Below are 12,322 nucleotides of genomic sequence, written 5' to 3'. Positions count from 1 at the left end.
TTCATAAGAGAACTGGCACTTCGTTAAACAATAAGAAATAATTCGCAAGAACCAACAAGAGACATAGTGCATGAGTGAAGAAAAAATACCGTCAACCCATCGCGATTACATAAGCGCGCTTGCTACCGGACTAGAGGTGTTAGGGGCGTTTGATGGTCAAAACAAAGAAATGACCTTATCGCAAGTAGCTGAAAAAATGGGAATTGATAGGGCTAAAGCCCGTCGGTTTTTACTTACATTGCACTCTCTTGGCTATATCCGTCGCGAGGGACGACTCTTCGCCTTGGCACCTAAAGTGCTGTCGTTAGGGCAAGCTTATACTAGCAGCAATGGTTATATAGCAGTGGTCGAGCATTACCTTAAATCAATTACCGCAGAATTAGGGGAGTCGGCGTCTCTTGGGAAGTTAGATGGACAGTCAGTGGTGTACGTGGCGCGTTCTCCGGCATCACATCGTCTTATGTCGATTAACATAACAACGGGCACTCGACTGCCTGCACCGTATACGTCAATGGGGCGAGTACTTGCAGCACATCTTGACGCTTCAGAATTAACAGCATGGGTGAATGAAGCACAGTTACACCCACACACCGAGAAGAGTATTACCACTGCACAGGCGTTAGAACAGGAACTGATTAAGGTTAAGCAACAAGGTTTTAGTATTGTTGATCAAGAGCTTGAAGCGGGGTTGCGCTCGGTTGCTGTACCTGTATTTAGTGGCAAAGGTGAATTGCTGGGGGCGATGAACTTAAGTACCAATGCATTAAGGGTGAGCTTAGAGACCATCACCGAGCATTGTATTCCAGTACTTAAGCATGCTGCTGAACAAATAAAACAAGATCTGCGCTAACCCCTTTTAGGGGTAGCGACCTTCTATTCGGTTTTGCACCAACTCATCTAATATCACCATGGCCGCAGCCATAATGTCATCTTCGGCTTCCTCACGTTTACTGAGAAACACCGGGCTATTTATGCCGTCGTCTTTAAGCCGAACAAACGCTACACCATCTCTATTCATGCGCATCACTTGTTCAGGCACAAGGGTGAAGCCCATATCTGAGGCAACAAGACCCAGTGCAGTACCTATATCATTAACTTGTTGGGCAACTCTGACTCTCAACCCGCGACTGGCAAACAGATCCAAACAGATGTTAGCGAACGTTGGAGGCTTACCACCTGGGTAAGTAATTAATGGCAGTGTTGCGAGCTCTGCCATATCAACATCGTCATTAGCAAGTGGATGATGGATAGGTAGAGCGGCAAGGATAGGCTCGCTGAACAACAACTTCTGAGTCACATCGGCTTCTAGTGATGGCATCACAACCCGACCAAAACCCATATCAATTTTACCTGACTTGAGGGCTTCTATTTGTTCACCAGTTTTCATTTCGTGCAGTTCAACATCCACTTTGTGCTGCTGTCTTAAGCGCCTAACAAGCTGAGGAAGTTGCCCGTAAAAAATGGATGGAACAAAGCCAATTCTGAAAATTCGCTTTTTTCCTGCATCAATTCGCCGACTTTCTTCAACACATGAAGCTAACTTTTCAAGTATGAGTTGAGCCTGTTTCCAGAAGTATTCGCCAGCGGGGGTTAGGGTAATGCCACGGGCTTCTCGCTGAATGAGTTGAACGCCAACTTCTTCCTCTAACTGTTTGATTTGTCTTGTTAAAGGTGGCTGGGCCATGAATATCTTTTCGGCCGCTCTGGTCATGTTCTTTTCTTCTGCTACCGCGCAAAAGTAGCGTAAATGCCTTAACTCCACCATACCTCCTAGGTATCGATACTAACTAAATCAATATTGGTTGTTAACAAATAATATTTGTAGGTTACTCGCAGACATTTACTGGCAACACAAAATTAACATTTACATGATATCACAAATTCAAACTTACATTGTCGATATTCCTACGATACGACCACACAAATTGTCCATGACATCTATGGCGGTTCAGTCGATGGTTATCGTAAGAATTACCGACGACAACGGCCTTGAAGGTATTGGCGAAGGTACAACAATAGGTGGCCTTGCGTACGGCGCTGAGAGCCCAGAAAGTATCAAAACCAACATTGATACTTATTTAGCACCTTATTTGATTGGACAGTCAGTTGCCAGCCCTAAAGCATTAATTAACAAGTTACAACTTGCTTTTAGAGGTAACCCTATTGCCAAGTCTGCGGTGCAAACGGCCCTGCTTGATTTGCTTGGTAAACAACTTGGTGTGCCAGTTTCAACCTTACTCGGTGGTTCTTGCAATAATCATTTGTCTTGTCTTTGGGTATTGGCCTCAGGCAATACCGAAAAAGACATTGAAGAAGCGAAAGGCCTGGTAGCCGAAAAGCGCCATAACATTTTCAAACTGAAAATTGGCTCTCGTTCAGTACGTGATGATGTAGCGCATGTGGGCAAGATCAAAGCAGCGATAGGCGATGACGTAAGTATTCGCGTTGATGTTAATCAAGCGTGGAGCGAGTCTCAAGCTACTTATGGTATGGCTGCACTACAAGAAGCCGGTATTGATTTAGTAGAGCAACCGACTCCTGCAAAAGATTTTGCCAGCCTTGTACGTCTGTCTAAGAAATTTAACATCGGCATTTTGGCTGATGAATCTATTGCTGATAGCACAGATACCCTTTTGTTGGCTCAGCAAGGCTTCACAGGCTCAGTGGCCCTTAAGATAGGCAAAGCAGGCGGACTGTTTGGTGCACTTGATGTGGCTGCTGTGTGCAACGCGGCAGGTATTGGGCTATATGGCGGTACGCTGCTCGAAGGCACTGTGGGTACCACTGCCGCGTTACATGCATGGTCGACTCTACCTGTTATTGAATTTGGCACAGAGATGTTTGGCCCACTTCTGCAGTGCGATGACATCGTTAAATCCCCTCTAAATTATCACAACTTTGGCGTTGAAGTTCCTACGACAGCCGGGCTAGGGCTCGAAATCGATGAGGACAAATTACGTCAATACACCCGCAAGGCGAAGTAAGGAGCAAATATGTTATTCAAAGTTGAAATGACTGTGATACCGCCAGCACATCTGAGCGAAGAAGAATTTAATGCAATTAAGTTGAAAGAAAAAAACTATGCCGAAGGACTGCAGGAAGAAGGCATTTGGGTACACCTTTGGCGAGTGGCTGGTCAATACGCCAATGTGAGCATATTTGAGGTGAAGGATAACCAGCATTTACACGACGTACTAATGGGCTTACCGCTGTACCCCTTTATGACGATGAGTGTGACGCCTTTGTGTCAGCACCCTTCATCAATCAAATAAAAAACTAACAGGCAAAAACTCGCTGCATTGCAGCGCGGAGACTAAGACTATGACTACTATCAATACTTTACAAACTGAACATGTTCAAACGTTACTTAAGCGTGCCGCTGGCCTAGACAACGACAAAGGCAATCCTCGCACTAAAGAAATTATGCACCGCTTGCTAACTGACGTGTTCAAGATGATTGAAGACCTCGACATTACACAAGAAGAGTTTTGGCAAGGCGTTAACTACCTAAATGAATTAGGTGCTAATGGCGAAGCCGTGCTGCTTGCTCCAGGTTTAGGTTTTGATCATTTTCTTGATGTTCGTGAAGACGCCAAAGACGCTGCCATTGGTGAGCTAGGCGGTACACCACGTACTATTGAAGGTCCGTTGTATGTTGAAGGCGCGCCGACAAGTGAAGGCGAAGCAAGAATGGATGATGGTCAGTCACCTGGCCAAGAAATGTGGCTACACGGTCAGGTTGTTGATGAAGAAGGCAACCCAATTGCAGGCGCAGTTGTTGATATCTGGCATGCAGACGTGAAAGGTGCTTACTCGCATTTTGACCCTTCTCAAACTCCGTTTAATTTACGTCGCCGCATCATTGCTGATGAGCAAGGCTGCTATCGCGCACGCAGTATTGTACCTAGCGGCTACGGTTGCCCTCCAGGTGGTTCAACGATGAAAGTGCTACAAAGCCTTGGCCGACATGGTAATCGCCCTGCGCACATTCACTACTTTGTAGCGAAAGACGGCTTTAAGCACCTTACTACGCAAATTAACCTAGCCGGTGATGAATACACCTATGACGATTTCGCTTTCGCAACGCGTGACGAATTGGTTGTTGAAGCAAAAAGTGTATCTGAGCCAGAGCAAATTAAAGCCATGGGCTTCAAAGACAACTACCTTGATGTGGAATTCAACATCACATTAATGGCAACGAAGAACGACGAGAAGCAAGACAAGCATGCTCGTGCCCGCGCAACTGTGGAGCAGGCGTAAGCCTGCTACCTTCGGGAGATAAATTATGTCAGCAACATTGAATCAACTAGAACAGAAGATCCGTGGTGCCGTTGAGGCCGACGAAGAGACGGGGCATTATCGCTGTGACCGTGGGATCTTTACCGACAAAGACTTGTTTGATTTAGAAATTAAACACATCTTTGAAGGCAACTGGGTATTTTTGGCACATGAAAGCCAAATTCCCGAAATCGGTGACTATTACACTACTACAATTGGTCGCCAGCCGGTTGTTATTACGCGTAACAAAGGCGGCGACCTAAATGCCATTTTAAATACGTGCTCGCACCGCGGTGCAACATTATGTCGTCGTAAGCGCGGTAACAAAACGTCTTTTACTTGCCCCTTCCACGGTTGGACATTTAACAACTCGGGCAAACTTTTAAAAGCGCGTGATCAGAAGAAAGGTGGTTACCCTGAGTCGTTTAACACTGATGGCTCTCATGATCTTAAGCACATTGCACGTTTCGAATCGTATCGCGGCTTTTTGTTCGGTAGTTTGAATGCAGATGTATTACCGCTAGAGCAATATTTAGGTGAAACCACGAAGGTTATCGACAACATTGTGGATCAAGATCCGGAAGGTATCGAAGTTATTCGTGGTACTTCAACGTACACCTACGAAGGTAACTGGAAGCTAACTGCTGAAAACGGTGCTGATGGCTATCACGTTGGAACTGTTCACTGGAACTACTTATCAACGATGAGTCACCGCAACTACGAAGAAGGCGGTACAGAAGCGGTTGATGCGAAAAGCTGGTCGGGCGAAGGTGGTTTCTATTCATTTGAAAACGGTCACATGATGTTGTGGACACGTTTAACAAACCCAGCTGCACGTCCTATTTACAGCCAACTAGAACGTCTTCAGCAGGAAGTGGGTGAAGCGCGAGCCGACACCATTGTAAATCAAACGCGTAACTTGTGTTTGTACCCTAACGTTTACGTGATGGACCAATTCTCAACGCAAATTCGTGTACTTCGCCCTATTTCTGTGAATAAGACGGAAGTGTCTATTTACTGCTTTGCACCTAAGAGCGAGTCTGCTGAAAATCGTCAAAAGCGCCTTCGTCAGTACGAAGATTTCTTTAACGTATCTGGCATGGGAACACCAGACGACCTAGAAGAATTCAGAGGTTGTCAGCAAGGCTACGAAGCGCGTGATATGCGTTGGAACGATATGAGCCGAGGTGCAGCGCACTGGATGGAAGGCCCAGACGATTATGCTAAAGGTGTTGGTATGGACACAGTTGCGTCAGGTATCAAACCAGAAGATGAAGGCCTATACGTTCATCACCACAAGCATTGGGTTGACGAAATGCTAAATGCGATTGAGCTAGAAAGAGCCAGTCATATTCCTGTTGTGCAAAAAGATTAAGAGGTGGCAGTGATGACTTATCAGGATATTCAGGCGTTTGTATTTCATGAAGCGCGTTTACTTGACGACCGTCAATGGGATGAGTGGCTTACGTGCTATCACCCAAAATGTGAATACTGGATGCCAGCATGGGATGACGATGATCAGTTAACTAACGATCCTCAAAAAGAAATCTCGCTTATTTATTACCCTAATCGCAATGGCTTGGAAGACAGGGTTTACCGCATCAAGACTGAGCGTTCGGGTGCGAGTATGCCAGAGCCGAGAACCACGCATCAGTGTAGTAATTTAGAAGTACTGAACCAAGACGAGACAACAGCGGAAATCCGCTATAACTTCAATACGCTTAGCCATCGCTATCGCGAGACATCACACTTCTTCGGAACCGTGTTTTGTGCATTGGACATCAGTGGTGAATCGCCAGTTATTACGCGTAAAAAAGTGGTGTTGAATAATGATTACATCAATCAAGTTATTGATGTATATCACCTGTAAAGACGGAGAATTATTATGTCTTTCAAAGTAGCTCTTAATTTCGAAGACGGCGTGACGCGCGTTATCGAATGTAATGATGGTGAAACAGTGCTCGACGCAGCCTATCGCCATCACGTGAAACTGCCAATGGACTGCTCTGATGGTGTTTGTGGAACCTGCAAAGGTAGCTGCAAGCAAGGTACTTACGACTTAGGTGATGAATACATCGATGAAGCGTTAACCGACGATGAAGCTGCTGATGGGTTAATTCTTACCTGTCAGATGCTGCCTCAATCAGACGTGGTGGTTTCTATTCCTGCGGCCTCTTCGCTGTGTGCATCAGGTCCGCAAAGCATTACAAGCACTATTACCAGTGTAAATGCGTTGTCGGACACAACCATTGAATTAAATGTCGCTTTGTCTGAGCCACTTGATTTCTTGCCCGGTCAGTACATTAATTTGGGGCTGCCAAACTCTGATGAGACCCGTGCGTATTCATTTAGCTCTTGCCCGGGAAGCAAAGATGCAAGCTTCCTTATTCGCAATGTGCCTAATGGCTTGATGAGTACTTACTTAAGCAAAAACGCCAATGCAGGTGACGTGCTTCCGGTAACCGGTCCACTCGGTAGTTTTTACTTGCGCGCAGTAGAGCGCCCAGTACTTATGCTAGCAGGCGGAACAGGGCTTGCACCTATTCTTTCTATGCTGGCGTCGCTTGTGCAGAACCCAACCAGTCAACCTGTGTATTTACTCTATGGTGTGACCAATGTAGATGACTTGGTGAAGCTTGAAGCCATACAAGAATATGCCGATGCATTGGACAACTTTAGCTACGCTACAGTCGTCGTTAACCCAGATAGCGCACATGAGAAGTTGGGTTTTGTTACTGATCATATGGAAAGTGTTCCATTTGCACTTGCTGATGCCGATGCATATTTATGTGGACCTCCGCCGATGGTTGATGCCGTGCGTCAATACTTTAAAGATGCGGGTACAAACCCATATTCGTTCCACTACGAAAAATTCAACCCCAGCCAGCCTAAAGAGGAAGCCGCATGAGTTTGCGCTTCGATGGGCAGGTCATTGTAGTTACTGGCGCAGCGCAAGGCATTGGCCTTTGCGTTGCACAACGAGCTGCTGCTGAGGGAGCAAAGTTGGTATTGGTTGACCGCTCAGCACATGTTCAACAGATTGCCCAGTCACTCAATGAAAACGGTGCAGATGTTATTGCTGTAGAGGCTGACTTAGAAACCTATGAAGGTGCGCTTAATGCTATGAATGCGGCATTGGCGCATTTTGGGCGAATCGATAAGCTTATCAACAATGTTGGGGGAACCATTTGGGCTAAACCCTACGAGCATTATCAAGCTGATGAAATTGAAAAAGAAGTTCATCGCTCGTTGTTCCCCACGTTGTGGTGTTGTCGCGCAGTATTACCTGCCATGTTAGACAATGGGAAAGGCGCCATAGTGAACGTATCTTCGGTTGCTACTCGTGGTGTAAACCGCGCGCCTTACGCCGCGGCAAAAGGGGGCGTAAATGCACTGACAGTGTCACTTGCCTTTGAGTATGCACAGCACAATATTCGTGTGAATGCCACGGCACCAGGCGGAACCGACGCGCCTCAGCGCATTATTCCGCGCAACGAGTCTACACAAAGTGAGCAGGAAAAAATTTGGTATCAGCAAATTGTCGATCAGACCATTGATACCAGTTTTATGTCTCGTTACGGCACCCTAGATGAACAAGCATCTGCCATTTTGTATTTAGCTTCAGATGAAGCCAGCTATATTACAGGAACTATTTTACCTGTTGCTGGTGGAGATTGTGGGTAAAAAAACAAGAATAAAAAGCCGCTTTTAAGCGGCTTTCTTTATGAGAAAAGAGTTATGAGTAATGCATTAACCGCATTAATAGACAATGCAAAATTTAATCGCTTTCATTTGCGCACGTTACTGCTGTGCGCACTGATCATTATATTCGACGGCTACGACTTAGTTGTGTACGGCGTAGTGCTACCCGTATTAATGGAACAGTGGTCGTTAACACCTGTACAGGCAGGCGCGTTGGGTAGCTATGCGTTATTTGGAATGATGATTGGGGCAATTGTTTTTGGACAATTGGCAGATCGCATCGGGCGTCGCTTGTCTATTGCTATCTGTATTGCACTGTTTAGTGGTTTTACCTTCATCAATGGTTTTGCGTCCAATGTGACCGAGTTTGGTATATGCCGCTTTATTGCCGGGCTAGGCATTGGTGGAGTTATGCCTAATGTAGTTGCGCTTATGAACGAGTATTCGCCTAAAAAAATGCGCGGAACTCTGGTGGCCATTATGTTCAGTGGCTATTCTGTTGGTGGTATGATGGCTGCTTGGTTAGGCATGCAAATGATTCCACAGTGGGGGTGGCAATCGGTTTTCTATGTGGCTATTTTACCCCTCGTGTTACTTCCTTTAATTCTTGCCTTTTTACCTGAATCACTGGCGTTTCTCATTCGTCAGGGAAAAAGAGACACCGCCAAGAAAATCATCTCGCGAATTGCACCTTCAAATACAGATGTGCCTCTCAAGGGCGAGGAAGACGATAGTGCAGTAGCACCAAGCCATTTTGGCGTTAAGCAACTCTTTAACGGTCAAAATGCGTTGCCTTCTATTTTGTTGTGGTGTGCGTTCTTTTGCTGCTTACTGATGGTATACGCATTAACGTCTTGGTTACCTAAACTGATGAATAATGCAGGGTTCTCGTTGGGGTCTAGTTTACAATTCTTATTAGTGCTTAACGTTGGTGCTATTGCTGGTGCTATTTATGGCGGGTGGCTTGGCGATCGTTCTAATTTGCCTAAAGTACTCACCTTCTTCTTTATTGCTGCTGCGGTATCAATCACCCTTATGGGCTTAGATATACCAAGCTTTGTGCGCTATTTGGCTATTGCTGTGGCGGGTGCTGCAACAATAGGTAGTCAAATACTCTTGTATGCCTGTGCAGCGCAGTATTATCCGTTACACATTCGTTCTACCGGCCTTGGTTGGGCATCGGGGATTGGTAGAAACGGCGCTATCGTCGGGCCTTTACTGGGTGGCTATTTATTGTCAGAACAGCTTGAGCTTCACCTTAATTTCATGGTGTTTGCTATTCCAGGCATTATTTGTGCGCTTGCCATGGGGATATTTTATTTTCACCAACATCGCGCCAGTAGCGCAAAACACACAAGCGATGTTCAGCCTAACGTTGTTGAAAACGCTTAATTTACAAAGCGTGTAACATCACTGTTTATTCGTATTGTTATGTCTACTATACGCATCTTAAACCGAAATATGTAGTATAAGTAAACCGCGTTCCCAAGCTGTGCTATTCGCAGGCAATTTCTTGCGGGTAGCACGGCAACCAATGGAGTGACTTATGCAAAATCAGGCTACTTTCATTTCTTTTCCACCGTTAAAAGACTGGTCGTTGTCTGCTGCAGTAGCGGGGATCCTTGCATCAACAATGGGCTATGCAGGTCCACTGGTTATCTTGTTTCAAGTTGCTGAATCGGCAAATCTAAGTAGTGAGGTACTGACTTCTTGGATTTGGGGGATGTCTATTGCTAGCGGTTTACTATGTGGTTGGTTTAGCTTGCGCTATCGCATGCCCTTGCTTTTTGCATGGAATGCACCGGGTTCTGCCTTGCTCGTCACCTTAGTGCCGGGTATGCCGTGGGGCGATGTGATAGGCGCGTACATTATGTCTGGTGGCATTTTGTTGTTATTGGGAGTAACAGGGGTATTTGAGCGACTAGTGAACCGATTACCTTTGGCCTTAGCTGCGGCACTGTTGGCAGGAATATTGGTTAACTTTTCCCTCAATCTCTTTTCTAAGATGACACAAGCGCCATTGCTTGGGCTGGTGATGTTCGCAGGCTATATTTTATTGCGTCACTTGCTGCCGCGTTACGCCATCATGCTTACCGTTGCTATTGGGGTAGGGGTACTGGCCTTAAACTATGATTTATCATTTCAACAAGTTGACTGGCAAATATCAACACCGCATTGGTACATGCCCAGTTTCTCACTCACTGCATTATTTAGTATTTCAATACCGCTTATGCTAGTTGCTGTGAGCGGCCAATTTATTACTGGTATCGCCATACTAAGGCAAGACAAGTATTCACCACCGTCAAATCAGATTGTTGCAGGTAGTGGGCTTATGAGTATTCTGTTTGCTCCAACGGCGAGTCATGGGGTGAATTTATCTGCAATAACCGCTGCCATTTGCACCGGCCCTGATGCCAACCCCGACCCTAAAAAACGCTATTTTGGCCCTGCTGTCGCCATGCTGTGGTACATCATGTTTGGGCTATTTAGCGCAGCGTTAGTGAGTGTGATTCAAGCGTTTCCCGCTGCATTTATCGCAATGGTGGCCGGTATTGCACTTTTGGGGGCGCTGGAAGGGTCACTTTCTACAGCATTAAGCCAACCTGCAGACCGAGAAGCGGCGTTGTGTATCTTTCTTATTACCGCATCGGATTTGTCGTTATTAGGGCTTTCCTCCGCGTTTTGGGGGCTAGTCATTGGCGGCACTATCATTGTTGTTCAGCGCTATCTTAAAAAGTAACACCAGCAACAAAAGTAACACCGCTCCCAAGCAATTTTGACCCGCCTAATGGCGGGTTTTTTTTCCTTTATATTTGCTTATTTTTAATTATTGGTGAATTATTTTATAAATAATGAACAAATTGTGGCGGGTAATTTCTGTCTATAAGAGCTATCAATGCTCTTCCAAATCTGCTTGTAATTATCAATTAATAACAATGGTTTATATGTTTTTCAATGCATTGTTGTTCAACCTATATACCGCAAAGCCATACCCGTTAAGTATTGCGAGCCACTCATTTGGTATTGGTTTGTGATTTATCTTCACAGTAAGTTCCCTGCTTAGAAACAATTGCATAACACAAAATTTACAAAGGTGGGTTGCCTTAACGTCAGTTGTTTCTGTTTATCACACACATGCTTGGCACATTTACAACGGAGAACTGAATGAATACTTTAAAACAAAAAACACTCATCAAGCCCCTACTTGCCTCGTCACTATCGGTTGGTTTAGCACTTGCTAATGGCGCAGAGGCAGCGAACCTAGCTGAAACCGAGGTGAAATTCTCTGGTTATATCAAAGTTGACGCAATGTATAGCGACTACTCAAACGGTGAAGGTGTTGGCCCTGGGCGTGATATTTACGTACCGTCTTTGGTACAAACGGGCGCCACAGACGATGGGCTAGGTGGCCGATTTGATGCGCACGCGAAACAGTCTCGTTTCAGATTTACTACCAATACGCCAGTAGACGGTGAAGACGTCATTACCGGTGTGTTTGAATTTGACTTTCTATTGACATCTGGTGGTGATGAGCGAGTGAGCAACTCCTATACGCCACGTATGCGACATGCTTACTTGAAATACAACAACTGGCTTATTGGTCAAACTTGGTCAACTATCATGGACCTAGGCGCTTTGGTTGAATCAGTAGATTTTATTGGTACAACAGACGGTGTGGCTTTTACTCGTCAACCACAAATTCGTTATTCAAATAACGGTTTTGAAGTGGCGTTGGAAAACCCTGAGACAACCGTTGGCACTACCACTACCGCGCAAATTACGACAGATGACAACTCTGTACCTGATCTCATTGGTACTTATACGATGAAAGCCAGCTGGGGTCATGTGAAAGTGGGCGGTATCTTGCGTCAGCTTGCTTATGAAACACAAGGCGAAGATTACTCAGACACGGGTATTGCACTATCGCTTTCATCGCGCATTAACTTGAGCAATGGCGATGATATTCGCATTCAAGTAGCTAGTGGTTCGGGCTTAGGTCGTTATGTTGGCGTAAATGCTGCCAATGGTGCCTTCCTAGACGATGAAGGTAACTTTGATGCCATTGATGCAACCGCGGTTACTGTAGCTTATCGCCACTTGTGGAGCGAAAGCGCTCGTACCAATCTTATCTTCTCTTCATTAGATGTAGACACCGTCGAAGGCATGGTGGGCTCGCGCACACATGACGTTTACAGCACGCGCATTAACTACATCTACAACATTACTAAGCCGCTATCGGTTGGCTTGGAATATACCTACGCAAAGCGTGAAACTGTTGACGGTTTCGACGGCGATATGAGCCGCGTTCAAGCAATGGCGAAATACGCTTTTTAACATTCAC

The 12,322-nt window shown here is 45.6% G+C and carries 12 protein-coding genes; 11 read left to right on the top strand and 1 reads right to left on the bottom strand.

The window, feature by feature from the left end:
• Positions 1 to 70 precede the first annotated feature (70 nt).
• Positions 71 to 850, top strand: a complete 780-nt coding sequence (locus MHN02_RS10675) for an IclR family transcriptional regulator C-terminal domain-containing protein (RefSeq protein WP_014977320.1) — start codon at positions 71 to 73, stop codon at positions 848 to 850.
• A gap of 6 nt (positions 851 to 856) precedes the next feature.
• On the opposite strand, the gene MHN02_RS10670 is transcribed toward MHN02_RS10675, so the two are convergent.
• Positions 857 to 1,765 carry a LysR family transcriptional regulator gene (locus tag MHN02_RS10670; protein WP_220018906.1) on the bottom strand — a complete coding sequence of 303 codons (909 nt, stop codon included), beginning with the start codon at positions 1,763 to 1,765 and terminating at the stop codon, positions 857 to 859.
• Between the two features lie 103 nt (positions 1,766 to 1,868).
• Here MHN02_RS10670 and MHN02_RS10665 point away from each other — a divergent pair, with 103 nt between their 5' ends.
• The 10 genes from MHN02_RS10665 (at position 1,869) to MHN02_RS10620 (ending at position 12,315) form a co-directional block, all read left to right on the top strand.
• Positions 1,869 to 2,984, top strand: coding sequence for a muconate/chloromuconate family cycloisomerase (locus tag MHN02_RS10665; protein ID WP_168476881.1), 1,116 nt, complete (start codon positions 1,869 to 1,871; stop codon positions 2,982 to 2,984).
• A gap of 9 nt (positions 2,985 to 2,993) precedes the next feature.
• Entirely contained in the window at positions 2,994 to 3,272 is a 279-nt protein-coding gene (locus MHN02_RS10660; RefSeq protein WP_014977317.1) for a muconolactone Delta-isomerase family protein, read from the top strand.
• 49 nt (positions 3,273 to 3,321) lie between these two features.
• Entirely contained in the window at positions 3,322 to 4,260 is a 939-nt protein-coding gene (gene catA / locus MHN02_RS10655; RefSeq protein WP_168476883.1) for a catechol 1,2-dioxygenase, read from the top strand.
• A gap of 25 nt (positions 4,261 to 4,285) precedes the next feature.
• A complete protein-coding gene (locus MHN02_RS10650) occupies positions 4,286 to 5,653 on the top strand; it encodes a Rieske 2Fe-2S domain-containing protein (protein ID WP_168476885.1) in 1,368 nt (455 codons plus the stop codon).
• Between the two features lie 3 nt (positions 5,654 to 5,656).
• Positions 5,657 to 6,148, top strand: a complete 492-nt coding sequence (gene benB / locus MHN02_RS10645; RefSeq protein ID WP_343212218.1) for a benzoate 1,2-dioxygenase small subunit — start codon at positions 5,657 to 5,659, stop codon at positions 6,146 to 6,148.
• A 15-nt stretch (positions 6,149 to 6,163) separates the two neighbouring features.
• On the top strand, positions 6,164 to 7,186 hold the full coding sequence (gene benC / locus MHN02_RS10640) for a benzoate 1,2-dioxygenase electron transfer component BenC (protein WP_168476887.1): 1,023 nt from the start codon (positions 6,164 to 6,166) through the stop codon (positions 7,184 to 7,186).
• Positions 7,183 to 7,962: a 1,6-dihydroxycyclohexa-2,4-diene-1-carboxylate dehydrogenase gene (locus MHN02_RS10635; protein WP_168476889.1), complete on the top strand. Its 780-nt coding sequence runs from the start codon at positions 7,183 to 7,185 to the stop codon at positions 7,960 to 7,962. The genes benC and MHN02_RS10635 overlap by 4 nt, the downstream gene beginning before the upstream one ends.
• 54 nt (positions 7,963 to 8,016) lie before the next feature.
• Positions 8,017 to 9,372, top strand: a complete 1,356-nt coding sequence (locus tag MHN02_RS10630; protein ID WP_168476891.1) for an MFS transporter — start codon at positions 8,017 to 8,019, stop codon at positions 9,370 to 9,372.
• Positions 9,373 to 9,526: 154 nt separating this feature from the next.
• Positions 9,527 to 10,720: a benzoate/H(+) symporter BenE family transporter gene (locus MHN02_RS10625; protein WP_168476893.1), complete on the top strand. Its 1,194-nt coding sequence runs from the start codon at positions 9,527 to 9,529 to the stop codon at positions 10,718 to 10,720.
• Between the two features lie 425 nt (positions 10,721 to 11,145).
• Positions 11,146 to 12,315, top strand: coding sequence for a DcaP family trimeric outer membrane transporter (locus MHN02_RS10620; RefSeq protein ID WP_168476895.1), 1,170 nt, complete (start codon positions 11,146 to 11,148; stop codon positions 12,313 to 12,315).
• Positions 12,316 to 12,322 lie beyond the last annotated feature (7 nt).

The sequence above is a fragment of the Alteromonas sp. CNT1-28 genome, assembly GCF_022348345.1.
Lineage (GTDB): Bacteria > Pseudomonadota > Gammaproteobacteria > Enterobacterales > Alteromonadaceae > Alteromonas > Alteromonas macleodii.
Note: the sequence above shows the minus strand (reverse complement) of the source record. Positions and strands in the feature narration are given on the sequence as shown.